The following is a 17,733-nucleotide window of genomic DNA, read 5'->3' as shown; positions in this document are numbered from 1 at the left end:
CGCTGGCCGCCGGTCAAGAGACCGGGATGATGGGGATCTTTTTCATGGCGCTGGCCCGGGGGTCGGGCGCGGCTGCGGCAGCCCGATGGTTCTCCTCGCCGCGGGTGTAGGTCCACACGCAGAACGGCTCGCCCTGGGCGAACTTGAAATCCTTCGGCGGCAAGTTGATGTCGAGGTTGCAGCCGGGGAAAAACGGCGCGGAAATGCGCTGCTCGAACGTGCAGTTCATCCAAGCCCGCGCCGGCGGGTACAGCCCTTCGTCGGTGTACTTCTGCAGCACCTCGCACCGCCGCATGTTCAGAACCACGTGATCGGGGTTGTGCACGATGTACTCACCGCCGTAGCCGAGCGTCCCGTCGATGCTGAGGCAGGCCAGTTTCAGGTAATCGACCACGTGCACGGGCTCGATCCGGAGCACCTTCGCCAGCTTGGGGTATTCGTAGTCGATGATCAGTTGATACATGTCCGGCAGACCCAACCAGACTTCGTCTTCGGGGATGATCTTCGTCCATTGATCGATGAAGTAGTTGTGCCCCTTGAGATATTGGTCCCAGTAGGTCTTGATCAGCCGGATGAGGGCTTCCTTCGTGAAGTCCTCCGTTTGGACATCGAATGGAATAGCTTGATACTGAGCGTTTTTCCAATCCCACCCCGGGGGTGCGATGAAGCGGCCCATGGGCATTACCTGTCGCATCCCAGCGCGCGACACCTCGGCGGCGACGTCCATGGCTGTGTTGATGCCCACCTTGTCGGCGTAGGTGGTGACATGAGCGTAGGGAACGAACTTCAGGGTGTCCTCGAAGACGCGGGCCAGCCCCAACAGGAAGTCCCGCGAGAAGTCCTCCACGTTGCCGACCTTTCCCATGAAGTCGTGGGTGTAGTCGTCATAGTTCAAGCCGTCTTCTGCCATGTTCACTGGAGCTCCTCCTCTATAGGTCCGACGGTGCGACAGCAGCTTTCGAGCCACCCGGGAATTGAGGCGATGCTCGACGCCCCAGAAAATCTGGCAGACTCTGCATTGCATGGCAGAATCTGACGTCAACACGGTAGGCACGAAGAGCACCGGAGGATCAGCCGAGATGCCCGCTGAGTGGGACACGGGATGCCAGCTCGATCGCGTCAGCCACACTCCGACGTCGCTCGCAGTTTCGACGCGCCCGCACGGGCGGAAAAGGAGCACGACGTGAGCGCGCCCGGTAAGCAGACCCGAAGCGAACGGCGCGCGGAGCAGCTCCGCTTGGATATCGCAATCGCAGCGCGCGACATCTTCCTCGCCCAGGGATCGACGTCGGCAACCGTCGAGCGCATCTGCGAGGAGGCGGGGATCGCGCCTCGGACCTTCCACCGGCACTTCCCGGTAAAGGAAGACGTCGTCATGCCGTTGTTTCGCGAATTCGGCAGGCTCAGTGTCCAAGTGCTTCACCATGCCCCGTCCACGAGCAACGCCGTCGACACCTTGGTGGAGGCGTTCAGTACCGAAGTCCCCAAGCGCGGGCAGGTCGAGATGGACCGCCGGTTCTTGGCGCTGATGCTCAACGATCCGCAGTACAGGCTGCGCTGGCTTGACTGGGGAGAAGACCTGGCCGAGCCGATATCGGAGTTTCTTGCAGCCCGGTTCGACCTCGGCGCGGACCCGTTTCGTCGCGAACTGCCCGCACAACTCGTGATCCAGTGCTGCAGGCACGCCTACGTTCACTGGGTGGTCGACGGCGACCTCCGCCGCCTGAAACGCGGGTTGCGAACGGGAATCGAGATGGCGCTCGCATCGCTGACGCCAGGACCGCGAATGCTGCACACGTAATCCGCGCGAGAGCGGTGACCGCTGGGCGGGAAGGGAACGCGTCAACCGGCGGGGGCACGGCTTAACCTGGCCACCAGATTCGTCCCCACCCAGCTGTGTGGCTCCTGTGTTTTGCGTCTGACTTCGCGATAGAGATCGGTGTGTCGATCAGACGACATCCGACGGGTTCTCCGAGCTCTCTTGGAGGATCTGATCATGTCCGAAGCAAACTCTGGTGGCGACCGCTCGCACCGTCGCCCGAAGCGGTTCTTGAGCCCGTCGCAGAAGTACGAGATATGGCTGCAGCTGGTACGCCAGGAGGTGACGATCGCCGAGGCCGCCGCCAACCATCAGGTGGATCGCACGACGATCATGCGCATCCGCACGATCGCCAAGGAAGGTGCGCTGGCCGCGCTGGCGGCAGCCAAGCCAGGCGCGGCGGCCCGCCAACGCGACTACGAACTCGATGCCGCCAAGGCCGAGAACGCGCGGCTGTCCGAGGCACTCAAGGAGATGGCCGTGCGGCTGACGTTGGTCGAGGGAAAAGGGCGCTGGGGCTAAGTGGCCGAGTCCCACACCGTGTCGACGTGGCCACCAAGACGGCGCTGTTGGGCTTGCTCGACCAGGCGGTCGATGAAGGTTGGACACTGCGCCAGGCATGCCATGCGTTGGAGCTCGGCGAGCTGCGGGCACATCGCTGGATCGCTCGCCGAGCGATCGGCCAGCTGGTCGACAAGATCCCTGGTGGGTCGCCCATGCATGGGCTGCTCGACGAAGAAGTCAGCGAGATCTTGGCGTTGTTCGACCAGTGGGGCGAGACCGACCGCTCGCACCGCAAGCTTGCTCACCGCGGCTCTTATCTGGGCCGGGTATGGGTGTCACCGTCGAGTGTTCGTCGGGTCCTGTTCTTGGCGGACAAGCACTTTCGACCACTTCCCAAGCCTGGACGTTCTCAACGCAAGCCCTTCCCGGATTGGGTGGACTACAAGCCGAACTCGATCTGGATTTACGATACGACGCACTTCACCAGGGCGGGGATGGCAGTGTTGATCATTCAGGATTTGGTCTCGCGCAAGTGGATCACCGAGGTCGTCTCCGCTGAGGAAACCTCCACCCAGGTCGAGATCGGGTTCACCGACGCGCTCGACATCGAGGGACTCCTGCAGGCCGTTGAGCGACGCGCCGACGGCCTGGTCGATATCGGCATCGACGACCAGGCCCGGCCGATCCTGCTCGCGGTGTCCGATAACGGTCCCCAGATGACGTCGGGCTCGACGCGGGAGTTCATGGCCATGTCTGCGATCGCCCAGCACTTCGGACGCCCCGGAACGCCGACCGATCAAGCCTGGATCGAGAGTTTCAACGGGCACCTCAAGGCCGAGTTCCCGCACCTGCTCGCGATCGAGGACCCCGCCACCCTGCGCGCCGAACTTGCCGTCACCCGCCAATTCTGGAACGGAGTCCGGTTGCACGCCGGCATCGGCTATGTCACGCCCAACGACGAACACGAAGGACGAGGGGAGGCCATCCGCAAAGCACGCCAAGCCGGGCTCGAATCCGCCCGCAACCGCCGACTTGCCTGGCACCGCCAGCAAAGGCACACTCAACCCATACAGGATCCCGACGATGTTGTCTGATCAAACGCGAATGTCTATCGCAAAGTCAGAAACACCTCACCTGTTCGCGCCGGTTACGCCCCGTAGCGACTCCCGTCAGTCCAAACACCACCGAAAGGAATGCGCCCGAGGTGTTCACAGGTCGCATCGCGCGGTTCGACGAGCCCGGCAAGCCGTTCGAGATCGAAACGGTAACGCTCCCGGAAGTGGGTCCCGGAGAGATACTGATCAGAGTCAGCCGCGCCAACATCTGCGGATCGGACGTGCACGCCTGGCATGGCACCTTCGCCACTCGCGGCCTGGGCGGACAGCTGCCCACCGTGCTGGGCCACGAGATGGTCGGCGCGATCGAGGCGCTCGGCGACGGTGCCAGCAAGGATTCCAACGGCAAACCGCTGGCGCCGGGCACCAGGGTGGTGTTCCCCTACTTCTTCTGCTGCCACGAGTGCCGCAACTGTCTGACCGGGCGGCGAAATGCGTGTGTGAACCTGAAGATGGCGATGCTCGGGCGCGCCGACGAGCCGCCCTACTTCGTCGGCGGATACGGCGACTATTACCTGCTGCCCGCCGGCGCGGTCGTCTACACCGTTCCCGACACCATCTCCGACGACATCGCCGCGGGCGCCAACTGCGCCCTCTCGCAGGTCATGTACGGCCTGGAGCGGGTCGATGCGCAGCTCGGCGAGTACGTGGTGGTGCAGGGCGCGGGTGCGCTGGGTCTGTACGCCGTCGCCGTGGCCAAGGCGCGCGGCGCCGCCCGGGTGATCGCCATCGACGGGGTGCCCGAACGGCTGGAGCTCGCGACCGCATTCGGCGCCGACGACGTCATCGACATCACCGAAGTGCCCGAAGTCAAGGACCGGGCCAAGGTCGTACGCCGATTGACCGACGGTCAAGGGGCCGACGTGGTGGTCGAGGTGGTCGGGCACCCCTCCGCAATCGACGAAGGGCTTAAATTGCTCGGGCAGTTCGGCCGTTACGTCGAGATCGGCAACATCAACATCGGCAAGACCTTCGAATTCGACCCGTCGAGATTCGTGTTCGGCAACAAGTCGATGGTGGGGGTCTCGCTCTACGACCCGGCCGTGCTGGCACGGGCGCTAACCTTCCTCGAGCAGAACCACGATCGGCTACCGCTGAACCGCCTTGCGGCAGCAACTTATTCGCTCGAGGACATCAATCCTGCGTTTACCGCGGCCGAGGCCAAGCGCGACGTCCGGGCCAGTATCGTCCCCTGACCGAAGGGAATCGCACATGCACGACTACGACCGCCGCACACTGTTCATCGACGGGCAATGGGTCAAGCCCGCCGGCGAGGACGTCATCGAGGTGATCGACCCCTCCACCGAGCGGCCGATCGGTTCGGTGCCCGCCGGTACCGCCGAGGACGTCGACGCGGCCGTCGCCGCCGCCCGCCGCGCCTTCGACCCGCTGATCAGTGTCGCCGAGCGCCGCGAGCGGGTCGCCGCCGTGATCGCCGCGATGGAGAAGCGCCTGCCCGACATCGCCGAGACCATCAGCCGCGAAATGGGTGCGCCGCTGCGCATCGCGCAGACCGTGCAGACCCAGGTCCCGCTGGCCGTCGCGCGAGGTTTCGCCGGCGTGCTCGAGACTTTCGAATTCGAAGAGCACGTGGCCAATTCGCTCGTCGTGCGCGAACCCTACGGCGTGGTCGGAGCCATCACGCCGTGGAACTACCCGCTGTATCAGGTGGTGGCCAAGGTGCTGCCGGCGATCGCCGCCGGCTGCACCACGGTGCTCAAGCCCAGCAACGAGGCGCCGCTATCGGTGTTCGAGTTCGTCGAGGCAGTCGAGGAGGCCGCCCTGCCCGCCGGCGTGGTGAACCTGGTATCCGGCAGCGGCGCGGTGATCGGCGAACGACTCGCCGAGCACCCCGACCTCGATTTCGTGTCGTTCACCGGGTCCACCGGCGTCGGCGCCCGGGTCGCCGAGCTGGCGGGACGGTCGGTGAAGAAGGTGGCCCTCGAGCTCGGCGGCAAGTCGGCCAACGTCATCCTCGACGACGCCGACCTGTCCACCGCGGTCAAGGTCGGCGTCGGCAACGCCTTCCTCAACGGCGGGCAGACGTGCATGGCCTGGACCCGGATGCTGGTGCCGCGGTCGCGCTACGGCGAGGCGCTGGACCTCATCGCGGCCGCGGTGGCCAAATACACCGTCGGCGATCCGTTCGACGCGGCCACCCGCATCGGGCCGTCGGCGTCGGCCAAGCAGTTCGAGACCGTGCGCGGCTACATCGAGCGCGCCCGGCGCGACGGCGCGCGGCTGCTCACCGGCGGCGCCGACAAGGTCCGCGATATCGGGTACTACCTGGCGCCCACGGTGTTCGCCGACGTCGACCCCGCCTCCGAACTGGGTCAGGAAGAGGTCTTCGGGCCGGTGCTCGCGGTCATCCCCTTCGACGACGACGCCGACGCGCTGCGCATCGCCAACTGCACCCCCTACGGCCTGTCCGGCGCGGTATGGGCGGGCGACATCGACCGCGCGATCGCGTTCGCTCGCGGCGTGCAGACCGGCCAACTCGACATCAACGGCGGCAACTACAACCCGATCGCCCCCTTCGGCGGCTACAAGAAATCGGGCATCGGCCGTGAGCTGGGCCGCGCGGGGTTCGAGGAGTACCTGCAGACCAAGTCACTACAGTTGCCCGCATGAGCGCGCCTCTGCACATCGCCGCCGACGGGCCGACGCAGCTGTGGACGATCAGCATGCCCGCGGTGGGCAACGCGATCACCGGAAACGACTTCATCGCCGCGCTCGAGGCGGCCGTCGATGCGGCGAACGCCGACACCACCGTTCGCGCCGTCATCCTGACCGGGGACGGCAAAATCTTTTCCGCCGGAGGCAATGTCAAGGAAATGGCCGACCGCGCCGGAATGTTCGGTCTCGACGCGATCGACCAGCGGCGCGCCTACATCGACGGAGTCCAGCGCATCCCGAGGGCGTTGGGACGTCTCGAGGTGCCGTTGATCGGTGCGATCAACGGCGCCGCCGTCGGCGCGGGCTGCGATCTGGCGATGATGTGCGACATCCGCGTCGCCTCCGAACGGGCGTCGTTCGCAGAGAGCTTCGTGCAACTCGGCCTGATCCCGGGGGACGGCGGCACCTGGTTTCTGCAGCGGGCGATCGGCTACGAGCGCGCCGCCGAGATGACGTTCACCGGCGACCGCGTGGATGCGGCGACCGCACTCGATTGGGGCATGATCAGCCGCGTGGTGGCCCACGACGACCTGCTCCCCCAGGCGCGGGCGCTCGCCGAGCGCATCGCCAAGAACCCGCCGCACGCGTTGCGGATGGCCAAGCGGTTGCTGCAGGAGTCGCGCACCGGAACCCTGGAGTCGACGCTGGGGATGGCCGCGGCCATGCAGCCGCTGGCCCACCACGACCGCGAGCACGAGCAGCGCATCGCCAAGTGGAGAACGCGCTGATGACGCTCCCCCGGCTGGTGCCGCCCGCCCGCGTCGACCCCGCGACGACCGAGGGCCTGCGTACCGAGGTGCGCGACTTCCTCGCCGACCAGCTGGCCGCCGGGGCGTTCACCCCGTCCGTCGACGCCTGGCTGACCGGATGGGACGAGGACTTCACCGCCGCGCTGGCCGCACGCGGGTGGCTGGGCATGACGGTGCCGGTCGACTACGGCGGGCACGGGCGGTCCTTCCTGGAGAGGTTCGTCGTCACCGAGGAACTGCTGGCCGCCGGCGCGCCCGTGGCGGCGCACTGGATCGCCGACCGCCAGATCGTGCCGTCGCTGCTCAAATACGGCACCGAACAGCAGAAGTCGGAGTTCCTGCCGCGCATCGTGCGAGGCGAGTGCTTCTTCGGCATCGGCATGAGCGAACCGGACTCGGGCTCGGATTTGGCCAGTGTGCGCACCCGCGCCACCCGCGTCGACGGTGGCTGGTCGTTGAGCGGCACCAAGGTCTGGACGTCGGGGGCCCACCGCGCCCACGCCTTCATCGTCCTGGCGCGCACCGCGCCGGTGGATCCGGCGCACCGTCACGCCGGGCTCAGCCAATTCATCGTCGACCTGCGCGGCGCCGGCGTCGAGATCCGGCCGATCGTGTCGATGAACGGCGCCCACCACTTCAACGAGGTGATCCTGGATTCTGCGTTCGTCCCCGACGAGATGGTCTTCGGCGAGATCGGCGACGGCTGGCAGCAGGTGACCTCCGAGCTCGCCTTCGAGCGCAGCGGACCCGAGCGGTTCCTGTCCACCTTCGTGCTGTTGGCGGCCTGCGCGGATCGCATGGCGGCCAACGCCATCCCCCGCGATCCGGACCTGGGGCGGCTGGTGGCGCGCATCGCCGGCCTGCATCAGATGTCCACCGCGGTGGCCGGCGCGCTGGAACGGCACGAGCCCGCGGACCTTCCCGCCGCCGTCGTCAAGGTGCTGGGCACCACCACCGAGGGCGACATCGCGGAATTCGCCGACCTACTTGACTCCCCCGATTCGGTGTTCGCCGGCCTGGTACGTGCGGCCGTCGACCAGCGGCCCGGGTTCACACTGCGCGGCGGCACCAACGAGGTGCTGCGTGGCGTGGTCGCGCGCGGCTTGGGCATGCGATGACCGCCGGGCCTGGCGCCGACGCCGCACTCATCGAGATGATGGATGCGGTGTTCGCCGGACACCGCGAAAAGTGTCCGCCCACCACGACCGTCCAGCGGGATCCGGACCTGTGGCGGCATCTCGACGAACTCGGCCTGGTGCGGCTGACTGGCGACGAGCAGCACGGCGGCAGCGGGGCCGGCTGGGCCGAAGCGGCCGAGCTCCTGGCCGCCGCCGTCCGGCACGGAGTCCGAATCCCGTTGGCGGAACACGATTTACTGGCATGCTGGCTACTGGATGCGGTGGGAGTGCCCGTAGATGACGCGGTCCGGACCGTCTGCGTGCTCGACACACAGGGATCCGCGGCGCAGGTGCCGTGGGCCGCTTCGGCCGACCGGGTGGTGCTCGTGTGGCGCGCCGACGGGCAGTACCGCGTCGCCGACGTCGCGCGCGCGACGCTCACCATCACCGCGGGCGTCAACCTGATCGGCGAACCGCGAGACACCGTGGCCGCCGATCTGGCGGCTCTGGAAGGGACCCCGGCGGGCCCGGCCCTCATCACCCAGCTCGGGCTGAAGTCGGGGCTGGTGCGCGCGATCCAGGTGTGCGCCGCGCTGGACCGGATTCTGCAGCTGTGCGTCGAGCATTCGACCTCACGAGTCCAGTTCGGCCGCCCGCTGGCGAAATTCCAGGCCGTGGGAAACCTGGTGTCCGACATCGCGACCGAGGCGGCGCTCGCTCGGGCCACCACGGAAGCGGCGCTGAGTGCCGGGATGGCCAGTCAATGGTCGGGACCGAATCTCGGCTTCCTTGTCGCCGTCGCACGTTCGTGTGCCGGCCACGCGACCTCGGTGGCGGTGCGCAACGCACACCAGGTGCACGGAGCCATGGGCACCACCCGCGAGCACCGGCTGCACGAATTCACCCGGGCCGCGCTCGCCTGGCGTTCGGAATTCGGTTCGGTGGGGTACTGGGACCGGCAGGTCACCGACAATGCGATGCACGCGAGCGCGGGCGGGCTGTGGAGTCTGATCACCGGCTGACTCGCGGGCACGTTCCACTGACCGGGCACCGGGTCTGTTGTCGGGACCACCCGCGGAGTTGACTGCTGCCATGGCAAACGACATCACGCTGCCCGAATTGCAGGAGTTCATCGCCGGCTTCTGGTACCACTACGACGAGGCCCACTACGACGTGCTGGCGGCCAGTTACGCCGAGGACGTTCGCTATCTGACCCGAAGCGATTCCGGCGCAAGCCCTTTCGAGGAGTTGATGTCACCGGAGCTCACCGGCCGTGACGCGGTGATGGAGTGGCTGTCCGAGCACCGCACGCAGAGCCCGTATCCGCTGCGCCACCACGCCACCAATGTGCACCGCACCGGCACCGACGGTGACGTGACCCGGGCTCGGTTCTACATCTTCGTCAACCAGATCGCCAACTTCGTGCCGTTCGCGGTGTCCAGCGGGGTCGTCGACGTCGGGGTCCGGCGCGGCGCCGACGGACTTCAGTTCACCGAAATGGACGTCGTCCTGGACGCCACCAACTCGGTGCTGCTGTCGGAGTTGGCCGCCGACAGCGCAACGGGTTCGTGAGCGCCCGGGAATCGTTCGGCGGCGGGGTCGCCGTCATCACCGGAGCGGGCTCCGGACTGGGGGCCGGTTTGGCGCGCCACGCCGGCGGGCTGGGCATGACCGTGGTGCTGGCGGACATCGACGGGGCGGCGGCCGCCTCGGTGGCCGACGAACTGCGCGCGGCGGGCGAGTCCGCGGTCGACGTCGTCTGCGACGTGCGTGACCCCGACGCCGTGCGGGACCTTGCTGAGCGGGTGTACCGGGATATCGGTGCGGTGCGGTTGCTGGTCAACAACGCCGGCATCGAACAGTTCGGCTACCTGTGGGATACGCCGGTGCCCAACTGGCAACGCATCATCGACATCAACGTCAGCGGTGTCTTTTACGGCGTGCGGGCGTTCCTGCCGAAGATGATGGCCACCGACGAGCCTGCCTGGGTGTGGAACATCGCGTCGGTCGGCGCGGTGGTGGCGATCCCGTTGCAGGCCCCCTACATCGTCAGCAAGCATGCCGTGCTGGCGCTGACCGAGTGCCTGTACCTGGAGGTCGAATCGACCGGGCACGGCCAGCACATTCACGTCCAGGCCGTGCTCCCCGGACCCGTATCGTCCAACATCTTCGAGTCAGCCGGCGGAGTCGACGCCGGCGGGGCCGGCAAGGGCGTGGACGTTCAGGCCGCCGAGGCGCAACGTTCGGCGATGCTCGACATCAAGGCCACGGCCATGGACGCGCGGGAAGCCGCCGCGGCGTTGTTCGAGCAAGCCACCGACGGGCGCTTCTACCTGCACACCCACCCCGACGCGGTTGGCGCCGCGATGTCCGAGCGCGCCGATGTGCTTGCCGCACAACGCCCTCCGACGCTGCGCCTCGAGAGCCGCTTCGAATCGACGAAGCACTGACACCGTGACGCCGGCACTGGATCCCGACGCCGCGGCGCGCGTGGCGTCCTTCGGTCCCATCGCGCCTATGCGGCAGCGCGGCCTGGCCGCGGTGCGCGCCGGGCTGGAATCCGCCCCCCTGCCCGACGCGATGCCCGACATGGCCGCCATCGATGAGGCCGTCATTCCCGGTCCCGCGGGCGACATCCCGGCCCGGATCTACCGTCCCACCGCCGAGACCGGCGGCCCCGTGTCGGTTTATCTGCATGGCGGTGGACTCGTGATGGGCTCCAACCACTCCTTCGAACCCCTGGCGCGTGAGCTGGCGGCGGCGTCGGAGGCCGCCGTCGTGGCCGTCGAGTACCGGCTCGCCCCGGAGTCCCCGCCGCCCGCGCAGTTCCACGACGCCTACGCGGCCACGGAGTGGGTTTCGCGGAACGCGCCGCAACTCGATGTCGATGCCGCACGGCTGGCCGTCGTCGGCGACAGCGCCGGCGGGTCGCTCGCGGCCGCGGTCGCGCTCGCCGCCCGCGACCGCGGCGGGCCCCCGATCTTCGCTCAGGTGCTGCTGTATCCGGGGCTGGACCGCGACATGTCCGCTCCGTCGGTCACCGCGCTGGCCGACGCGCCGATGCTGGCCCGCGATGACATCGAGTACATGCACGCCCTGGTCGACGGCGACGCCGGCCCACCGACCGACCCCTACCTCGTCCCCGCGTATGCCTGCGACCTGTCCGGCCTGCCGCCGGCGATCGTGGTGACCGGCGGTTGCGACCCGATCCGCGATTGGGGCGAGCGCTACGCCGCCCGGTTGGCCGACGCCGACGTGCAGACCACGACCACCCGCTATCCGGGCGTCTACCACGGCTTTTTGATGCGCTCGGACGCAACCGCGCGGGGCCGGCTGGCCATCGCCGAGGTCGGCGCGCTGCTGCGCGCCAAATTTCGGCATCCGGTGCGCTTTGACGTCCCGATCACCGGACAGCCGTCGACCGCATTGCGTTGACGCTGCACACAATCAAGCGATTCAGGATTGCAAAGGAGACTGCTGATGCTCACCGACGAGCGGCGGATGGAGCTTTCCGACGTGTTGCGGCCCGCCGCACCGCCCCGCGAGATCGACAAGTGTACACCGACGACCAACGCGAGCGCCTGCTCGACGTCGTGCGCTCCGCGGGCCCGTGGAAGCTGATCATCGCCCAGCATTTTGCGTCGCCCGACGAGCTGATGGCCACGATGAGCGGCGCTTTCCCGGAGGGTTTCACCCCTTCGCTGGACCTGTTTTTGACGCCGACCTTTCGCGGCTACCTGGCCAACTACGGCGCGCTGCTCTACCCGCAGCTGCACGACTGCTTCTACAACGAGCGGTTCCTCGAGATGGCCAAGAGCTACTGGAACGCTGAATACGCCAAGCCGCAGTTGATGCTGTTCAACATCAACGGGCCGTGCGCCAACCGCGACCCGGGCCATCTGGATTCGCCGAGCTTCCGCGGCGTGCGGCACGAGAATGCGCCCACGTGGCTGACCAGCGTGATGGGCAAATCCGGATTGTTCCGTGACTACCTGATCAAGATGGCGCAGGTGATCACCTGGTTCTCGCTCGATGACGGAAGCGGATTCACCTATTGGCCCGAGGGACCGTTGAAGGCGCCACGCCGTGTGCTGCCGCCGATCTACAACCGCGGCGTCGTGGTGCAGAACGAGATGATGGTGCACCGTGGCGAGGCCAACGGCCCACTGGACCAACAGGTTCCGGCTGGCCTGGCGTTCGACACCATGTTCACCGGCGACCCGGGTGACCGCGACCACTGGCTGCTGCAGAACGGCGGGGAGGTGATCGCCCGCCACCACACCGATGAACTGCGCTTCCTGGTGCACTGGTCGGCCGAGGTGTTCTCCGACTACGAGGAGCTGAAGAAGAACATGGAAGGCTCCGATGACCTCACGGTGGACAAGGCCATCGACATGATGGTCGACGACCTCGCGGGCAAGGGCATCAAGCTCGATATCCCTGGCGAACCGCTGCACGACCCGGCGTTCATCGGCGCCCTGAACGCCGCCTACGACATCGGCGGGCCGACGGTTTACCCCGAAAAAGCCCCGCTCAGTGCCTTCCAACTGGCATGACCGAAAGGAGTTCGCCGATGGATCGTTTCGCCGACAGGCGGGTCATCGTCACCGGAGCCGGCTCGGGGATCGGACAGGCCACCGTCGCCCGGTTGCTCGACGAGGGCGGCACCGTCGTCGCCTACGACATCTCGGCGGACGGGCTGGCGGGCACGGCGGCCGCGGCTGAGGACGCCGGCACCGGGAAGCGCCTGACCACCGCCGTCCTCGACATCTCCGACGAGGACGCCGTGAGCGCCGCGGTGGATGCGGCCGTCGCCGAACTCGGCGGACTCGAGGTGCTGGTCAACGCGGCCGCAATTCAACGGTGCGCCAACACGCATGAGCACCCGCTGGCCGACTGGAACGCCACCCTCGCGGTGAACCTGACGGGCACCTTCCTGATGACTCGTCAGGCGCTTCCGGCGCTGCTGACTTCCGGCCGCGGCGTCGTGGTCAACTTCACCTCCACCGCGGCGTCATTCGCTCACCCCTACATGGCGGCCTACGCGGCCAGCAAGGGCGGGGTGTTGTCGTTCACGCACTCCCTTGCGCTGGAGTATTCGAAGCGGGGGTTGCGAGCGGTCAACATCCAGCCCGGCGGCGTGGCCACCGCGTTGGCGCTGAGCACGCTGGACAAGATGCCCGAGGGTTACGACCTGGGGCTGTGGGCCAAGCAGACACCGCTGCTGCACGGCAGCGAGAACGAAATCCTGGGTGACCCGAGTTCTGTGGCCGCGGTGGTCGCCATGGTGGCCTCCGACGACGGCGTGTTCATCACCGGCACCGAAATCCGGATCGACGGCGGCGCGCACGCCTGATGGGCAACATGCCCATAAAGAGCATTACCGTCCCGTGCACGCTTGCACAGCAATGCCCCGTCCTGCCTCGGTGACCACGGCTACCCGCGCCGCGTCGTTCATGGCGCTTCGGCTACCGAGCCCAGGTCGAATGTCGCAATGATGGCTTCCGTGGCCGACCGCCACGCAACGTGCAAATCGCGCAGTGTTTCGGAGTCGTCGGTCGGTATCGCCGCGGTGATCAGTTGCGCGGCTTCGAAACTGAACCCGCTGCCCAGTGGCACCACCGCGGCCGCCAGATCAGACAATCGGCCGACGAGTCGAAACATGCTCGCACTCATCGGTATTCGACGTATACGATGCCCCGATCCTCGTTCGATCGCGGAGATCATGGCATCGAACGTCAGCATCTGCCCGCCGCACAGATAACGCCGCGGACCGCGCCCCGGCCGCATCAGGCGCTCGTGGACGTCGGCGACATCGCGAACGTCGATCATTTGCATGCCGGCGCCGCGCAGTCTCGGTGCGACCCGAAACCGCACCATGGTCCCCCAACCTTGCTCGGTGATACCCGGTGGTGTGTGCAGCGCCGGCCCGACCACACTGGACGGATAGGTCACCACCACTGGCGCACCTTGACGCTGCAGCTCGCGCGCAACTCTGTCGGCATGGGACTTCGTCCGCGCGTAGGCCGACCTACCCTGCGCCGTGGGCGAATCCGGACCGATCATCCGCCCCGGCGGCGGGAACAGCGCACTGTAGCTGGACACCAGCACAATCGGGTCGAGCCCGAGCGCAACACCGCGGCGCATGACCCGCTCGGCTGCGTGGGCGTTGATGTCCCACATCAATTGCTCTCGCCGGTTGTCGGTGCCGACGACCCCCGCTCCGTACAGCACGGCGTCGCATCCGTCCAGCAACGCGTCGACCACCCCGGGCGCCCGAAGATCGGCGCGCAGTACCGATACCGGACCCGCGGAGGTGAAGCAGCCCATGAGCACGTCGTTAGACCAGTGCGGTTCCACAAGCAGGTGCACGCTGTGCCCAGCGGCGAGCAGCCCGCTGACGATATGAGCGCCGAGGTAACCCGTTCCGCCCGTCACCGCAATGTGCATCGCACTACTCTATTCGGCCACTATTCGGCCTGAACCATCGATAGCTCACCTGCCGTTACGGCGTGCTCGATCGAATGCCTCAAGGCAGAACATGCCAGAAACAGCGCGCCGCGATTGTCTTCGATGCGAACGGCTTCGCGGCGTTCGGCACACCGCGCCATCCCGTCGGCATCCCACTGCACGCTAGTCTGGCCCCAGCTGCTTTTGCGGGCCAGCACCCGCGCGCCGCAGGTGCGGCACGCGACGGGCACCATGGGCATCTCATCGAGTCGATTGTCTATCCTCCCGGACACAGTCAACCTCGTCACACCGAACCGGTGGTGGCCGCCTGTGCTGTCATATTCGCCTCGACCTCTTTCATCCACGCCTCGTATGGTCGCGTGGTGTCGAGCTCGAACTCGAAGCGGTCCACCATGTCCGGTTCTACGTCGCCGACGTCGACGTAGAACTGCTGATACCAACGCCGCAGCTGGTAAACCGGCCCGTCTTCCTCGACCAGCAGCGGATTGTCGATGCGCGCCTTGTTCCGCCAGATCGCCACATCCTGTTCGAAGCCCAGCTTGACGAAGTCACCGAGACTGATGGCCGTCTGCATGGCGAGGTCGTCGGGCAGCGTGGCCGATTTTTTGACGATGATGCCGTATTGCAGCACAAAGGAATTCGCATCGATTGGGTAATGGCAGTTGATGAGCACAGTGTGATGGTCGGCTTCCGCATAGTGATAGGTCAGGTCGTCGATCATGAAGGACGGACCCCAGTACGAGGCCACCGAGGTGGTACCGAGCATCTGCGCACCCTCGGTGCCGCCGAGGTCGGGACGGCCCGCACTGTTCATGTACTGCGTCGCCACGTGTCCTTCGAAGATGTTCTTGAAGTACGTGGGCAGCGAACCGTGAATATAGAAGAAATGCGCCATGTCCACGACGTTGTCGATGATTTCGCGGCAGTTGGTGTGGACCACGGTGGTGTACCAGTGCCAGTCGGTCCATTCGTCGCTCGTGGCACCCTCGATGCGCGGGATCGTCACCTCCGGTGGGGGTGGATTGCCTTCGGGGTCGTTCCACACGAACAACATGCCGTCCTGTTGCAGCGTGGTCCAAGATCGGGTGCGGGCAAGCCTGGGGGTGCGCCTGCTGTACGGCACCTGCTTGCAGCGGCCGTCACCGCCCCAGCGCCAGTCGTGGAAGGGGCATGCGATCTCATTGCCCTTGACCTCACCCTCGGACAGGTCGCCGCCCATGTGGCGGCAGTAGCCGTCGAGCACATTGACCCTGCCGTCCGCGCCGCGGAAGACGACGAGCTTTTGTCCGAAGGCGTTGACGGTATGGGGCTTGCCGTCACCGAATTCCCGGAGCAGACCCAGACAATGCCAGCCGCGGGCGAACCGCGCCGGCGCGGCATCCGCTTCGATGACTCGGATTTGGTCGGATTCAGACTGCGGCGTCATAACGGTCATTCAACTCCTATAACGGTATTCATAGTGGCCTGTTGTTCCACTCATCAGGAAGGCTCTTCCTTTGCAGCAGTGCCCGGGCCTACCGTTTCATTCGTGACCGCGCACAGCTCGACGATTCCCGCTGGCCTGTCGGTGACCGACACCTGCGTTGACCTACTGGTTGTCGGCTCGGGCACGGGCATGGCGGCTGCACTGGCGGCTCATGAGCTCGGCCTCTCGGTGTTGATCATCGAAAAATCGTCGTGTGTGGGCGGCTCGACCGCCCGGTCCGGTGGTGCACTGTGGCTCCCGGCGGGCCCGGTACTGCAGGAAGCCGGGGCAAACGACACGAGCGAGCGGGCAGCCCTGTACCTCGATTCGGTGGTTGCCGGCTCGGCACCTGCGCAACGTTCCGCCGGGTTTCTGACGCACCTGCCCGCGACCGTCGACATGCTGGCCCGCACCACTCCACTGCGGCTTTTCTGGGCACGTGACTACTCCGACTACCACCCCGAGGCCCCCGGCGGCAGCGCGGCCGGACGTACCTGCGAATGCCGGCCGCTGAATACCTCGATCCTGGGTGAACACCGCGCCCGGCTGCGGCCCGGAGTCATGGAGGCCGGCATCCCGGTTCCGACGACGGGCGCCGACTACCGCTGGATGAATTTGATGGCCCGGGTGCCACGAAAGGGAATCCCGACGATAGTCAAACGATTGGCCCAGGGCGTGGGCGGGCTGCTGGTGGGCCGCCACTACGCGGCAGGCGGCCAGGGTCTGACGGCCGGCCTGTTCGCGGGCGTGCTGCGAGCGGGAATCCCGGTGTGGACCGATACCACGCTGCTGCGCCTCACCGGCGATTCCGACCGTGTCAACGGCGCGATCGTGGACCACGCCGGCCGTGAACTCACGATCACTGCCCGGCGCGGCGTGGTGCTGGCCACGGGTGGCTTCGACCACAGCATGGACATGCGATGGAAATTCCAGTCCGAATCACTGGGCGCCAACCTGAGCCTGGGCGCCGAGAGCAACACCGGTGACGGGATCCGAGCGGCTCAAGAACTCGGCGCCGACATCGATTTGATGGATCAGGCGTGGTGGTTCCCCGCCATTGCGCCGCTACCCGGAAAAGCGCCGGTGGTGATGCTCGCCGAACGATCACTCCCCGGCTGCCTCATAGTCGACCAGGACGGCCACCGCTTCGCCAATGAATCGACTGACTACATGTCCTTCGGCCAGCGACTGCTCGAACTGGAACGCGCGGGAACGCCGGTCGAAACCATGTGGATTGTCTTCGACCAGCAGTATCGCAACAGCTATGTCTTTGGCGCCGAGCTGTTCCCGCGCATGAGAATCCCACAACCGTGGTACGACGCCGGTATCGCAGTGCGCGCTGACAGTCTCGCCGGGCTGGCCCCCCAAATCAACGTTCCCGTAGTCGATTTCACTGCCACGATGACCCGCTTCAACGAAAATGCCGCTGCTGGTGTGGATCTTGACTTCGGTCGGGGACGCAGCGCCTATGACCGGTACTACGGCGATCCGACTGTGACGCCGAACCCGAACCTGCGTCCGTTGGTCAAAGGCCCGTTCTACGCGGTGAAAATGGTGCTCAGCGACTTGGGAACCTGCGGCGGGCTCAAAGCCGACGAGCGGGCGCGGGTCTTGCGCGAAGATGGCGGCGCCATTGCAGGCCTATACGCGATCGGCAACACCGCCGCCAACGCGTTTGGAACGACGTACCCGGGGGCGGGTGCAACGATCGCGCAGGGACTTGTGTACGGCTACATCGCGGCCCGCGACGCAGCCAGCGCCAGTTAGTGGCGATCGCGAGCGCGGCGCAGCCGGGTGACGCGGGTCGCCACCATCG

Annotated in this window: 17 protein-coding genes and 1 pseudogene; 14 read left to right on the top strand and 4 right to left on the bottom strand. The window is 66.6% G+C overall.

All coding sequences use genetic code 11. The annotated features are described in order from the left end of the window. Positions 1–13: 13 nt before the first annotated feature. Positions 14–910 carry a hypothetical protein gene (locus AB8998_RS13505; protein ID WP_369741560.1) on the bottom strand — a complete coding sequence of 299 codons (897 nt, stop codon included), beginning with the start codon at positions 908–910 and terminating at the stop codon, positions 14–16. A 273-nt stretch (positions 911–1,183) separates the two neighbouring features. Here AB8998_RS13505 and AB8998_RS13500 point away from each other — a divergent pair, with 273 nt between their 5' ends. From AB8998_RS13500 to AB8998_RS13440, 13 genes and pseudogenes are all read left to right on the top strand, one after another. Then, positions 1,184–1,801, top strand: a complete 618-nt coding sequence (locus AB8998_RS13500) for a TetR/AcrR family transcriptional regulator (RefSeq protein ID WP_369738389.1) — start codon at positions 1,184–1,186, stop codon at positions 1,799–1,801. Between the two features lie 195 nt (positions 1,802–1,996). After that, the gene (locus AB8998_RS13495; protein WP_369738284.1) at positions 1,997–2,341 is read left to right on the top strand and encodes a helix-turn-helix domain-containing protein; all 345 of its coding nucleotides are present in this window, start codon (positions 1,997–1,999) and stop codon (positions 2,339–2,341) included. Between the two features lie 26 nt (positions 2,342–2,367). After that, positions 2,368–3,417 (top strand): transposase, encoded by a 1,050-nt coding sequence (locus AB8998_RS13490; protein WP_369738131.1) that lies wholly within the window; start codon positions 2,368–2,370, stop codon positions 3,415–3,417. Between the two features lie 110 nt (positions 3,418–3,527). Next, positions 3,528–4,634 (top strand): zinc-binding dehydrogenase, encoded by a 1,107-nt coding sequence (locus tag AB8998_RS13485; protein WP_369738388.1) that lies wholly within the window; start codon positions 3,528–3,530, stop codon positions 4,632–4,634. A 16-nt stretch (positions 4,635–4,650) separates the two neighbouring features. Next, complete coding sequence (locus AB8998_RS13480) at positions 4,651–6,069, top strand: aldehyde dehydrogenase family protein (RefSeq protein WP_369738387.1); 1,419 nt, start codon at positions 4,651–4,653, stop codon at positions 6,067–6,069. Continuing rightward, the gene (locus AB8998_RS13475; RefSeq protein ID WP_369738386.1) at positions 6,066–6,842 is read left to right on the top strand and encodes a crotonase/enoyl-CoA hydratase family protein; all 777 of its coding nucleotides are present in this window, start codon (positions 6,066–6,068) and stop codon (positions 6,840–6,842) included. Before AB8998_RS13480 ends, AB8998_RS13475 begins: the two co-directional genes overlap by 4 nt. Continuing rightward, positions 6,842–7,981 (top strand): acyl-CoA dehydrogenase family protein, encoded by a 1,140-nt coding sequence (locus AB8998_RS13470; RefSeq protein WP_369738385.1) that lies wholly within the window; start codon positions 6,842–6,844, stop codon positions 7,979–7,981. The genes AB8998_RS13475 and AB8998_RS13470 overlap by 1 nt, the downstream gene beginning before the upstream one ends. Beyond that, complete coding sequence (locus AB8998_RS13465) at positions 7,978–9,003, top strand: acyl-CoA dehydrogenase family protein (RefSeq protein WP_369738384.1); 1,026 nt, start codon at positions 7,978–7,980, stop codon at positions 9,001–9,003. The genes AB8998_RS13470 and AB8998_RS13465 overlap by 4 nt, the downstream gene beginning before the upstream one ends. Positions 9,004–9,073: 70 nt before the next feature. After that, the gene (locus AB8998_RS13460; RefSeq protein WP_369738383.1) at positions 9,074–9,553 is read left to right on the top strand and encodes a nuclear transport factor 2 family protein; all 480 of its coding nucleotides are present in this window, start codon (positions 9,074–9,076) and stop codon (positions 9,551–9,553) included. Then, positions 9,550–10,431, top strand: coding sequence for an SDR family NAD(P)-dependent oxidoreductase (locus AB8998_RS13455; RefSeq protein ID WP_369738382.1), 882 nt, complete (start codon positions 9,550–9,552; stop codon positions 10,429–10,431). The genes AB8998_RS13460 and AB8998_RS13455 overlap by 4 nt, the downstream gene beginning before the upstream one ends. Positions 10,432–10,498: 67 nt before the next feature. After that, the gene (locus tag AB8998_RS13450) at positions 10,499–11,416 is read left to right on the top strand and encodes an alpha/beta hydrolase (RefSeq protein WP_369741559.1); all 918 of its coding nucleotides are present in this window, start codon (positions 10,499–10,501) and stop codon (positions 11,414–11,416) included. A gap of 45 nt (positions 11,417–11,461) precedes the next feature. Beyond that, a pseudogene (locus AB8998_RS13445) lies at positions 11,462–12,537 on the top strand (hypothetical protein). Between the two features lie 17 nt (positions 12,538–12,554). Further along, positions 12,555–13,337: an SDR family NAD(P)-dependent oxidoreductase gene (locus tag AB8998_RS13440; protein ID WP_369738381.1), complete on the top strand. Its 783-nt coding sequence runs from the start codon at positions 12,555–12,557 to the stop codon at positions 13,335–13,337. 98 nt (positions 13,338–13,435) lie between these two features. Here the strand turns inward: AB8998_RS13440 and AB8998_RS13435 are convergent, their stop codons facing one another. The 3 genes from AB8998_RS13435 to AB8998_RS13425 are packed head-to-tail and all read right to left on the bottom strand — an operon-like array spanning position 13,436 to position 15,878. After that, a complete protein-coding gene (locus AB8998_RS13435; protein ID WP_369738380.1) occupies positions 13,436–14,431 on the bottom strand; it encodes an NAD-dependent epimerase/dehydratase family protein in 996 nt (331 codons plus the stop codon). 20 nt (positions 14,432–14,451) lie between these two features. Then, entirely contained in the window at positions 14,452–14,685 is a 234-nt protein-coding gene (locus AB8998_RS13430) for a ferredoxin (protein WP_369738379.1), read from the bottom strand. A gap of 50 nt (positions 14,686–14,735) precedes the next feature. Further along, positions 14,736–15,878, bottom strand: coding sequence for a 3-ketosteroid-9-alpha-monooxygenase, oxygenase component (locus tag AB8998_RS13425; protein WP_369741558.1), 1,143 nt, complete (start codon positions 15,876–15,878; stop codon positions 14,736–14,738). Between the two features lie 102 nt (positions 15,879–15,980). On the opposite strand from AB8998_RS13425, the gene AB8998_RS13420 reads away from it, so the two are divergent. Then, positions 15,981–17,684: a 3-ketosteroid-delta-1-dehydrogenase gene (locus AB8998_RS13420; RefSeq protein ID WP_369741557.1), complete on the top strand. Its 1,704-nt coding sequence runs from the start codon at positions 15,981–15,983 to the stop codon at positions 17,682–17,684. Positions 17,685–17,733 lie beyond the last annotated feature (49 nt).

This window comes from Mycobacterium sp. HUMS_12744610, from assembly GCF_041206865.1.
GTDB classification, from domain to species: domain Bacteria; phylum Actinomycetota; class Actinomycetes; order Mycobacteriales; family Mycobacteriaceae; genus Mycobacterium; species Mycobacterium servetii.
This window is presented reverse-complemented; position numbering and strand designations above follow the sequence as displayed.

What these genes read in the sequence shown, in the direction of transcription:
- AB8998_RS13505 (WP_369741560.1), bottom strand. Translation starts at nt 910, where the DNA reads ATGGCAGAAGACGGCTTGAACTATGACGACTACACCCACGACTTCATG.
- AB8998_RS13495 (WP_369738284.1), top strand. Translation starts at nt 1,997, where the DNA reads ATGTCCGAAGCAAACTCTGGTGGCGACCGCTCGCACCGTCGCCCGAAG.
- AB8998_RS13480 (WP_369738387.1), top strand. Translation starts at nt 4,651, where the DNA reads ATGCACGACTACGACCGCCGCACACTGTTCATCGACGGGCAATGGGTC.
- AB8998_RS13475 (WP_369738386.1), top strand. Translation starts at nt 6,066, where the DNA reads ATGAGCGCGCCTCTGCACATCGCCGCCGACGGGCCGACGCAGCTGTGG.
- AB8998_RS13470 (WP_369738385.1), top strand. Translation starts at nt 6,842, where the DNA reads ATGACGCTCCCCCGGCTGGTGCCGCCCGCCCGCGTCGACCCCGCGACG.
- AB8998_RS13465 (WP_369738384.1), top strand. Translation starts at nt 7,978, where the DNA reads ATGACCGCCGGGCCTGGCGCCGACGCCGCACTCATCGAGATGATGGAT.
- AB8998_RS13460 (WP_369738383.1), top strand. Translation starts at nt 9,074, where the DNA reads ATGGCAAACGACATCACGCTGCCCGAATTGCAGGAGTTCATCGCCGGC.
- AB8998_RS13450 (WP_369741559.1), top strand. Translation starts at nt 10,499, where the DNA reads ATGCGGCAGCGCGGCCTGGCCGCGGTGCGCGCCGGGCTGGAATCCGCC.
- AB8998_RS13440 (WP_369738381.1), top strand. Translation starts at nt 12,555, where the DNA reads ATGGATCGTTTCGCCGACAGGCGGGTCATCGTCACCGGAGCCGGCTCG.
- AB8998_RS13435 (WP_369738380.1), bottom strand. Translation starts at nt 14,431, where the DNA reads ATGCACATTGCGGTGACGGGCGGAACGGGTTACCTCGGCGCTCATATC.
- AB8998_RS13430 (WP_369738379.1), bottom strand. Translation starts at nt 14,685, where the DNA reads ATGGTGCCCGTCGCGTGCCGCACCTGCGGCGCGCGGGTGCTGGCCCGC.
- AB8998_RS13425 (WP_369741558.1), bottom strand. Translation starts at nt 15,878, where the DNA reads ATGACGCCGCAGTCTGAATCCGACCAAATCCGAGTCATCGAAGCGGAT.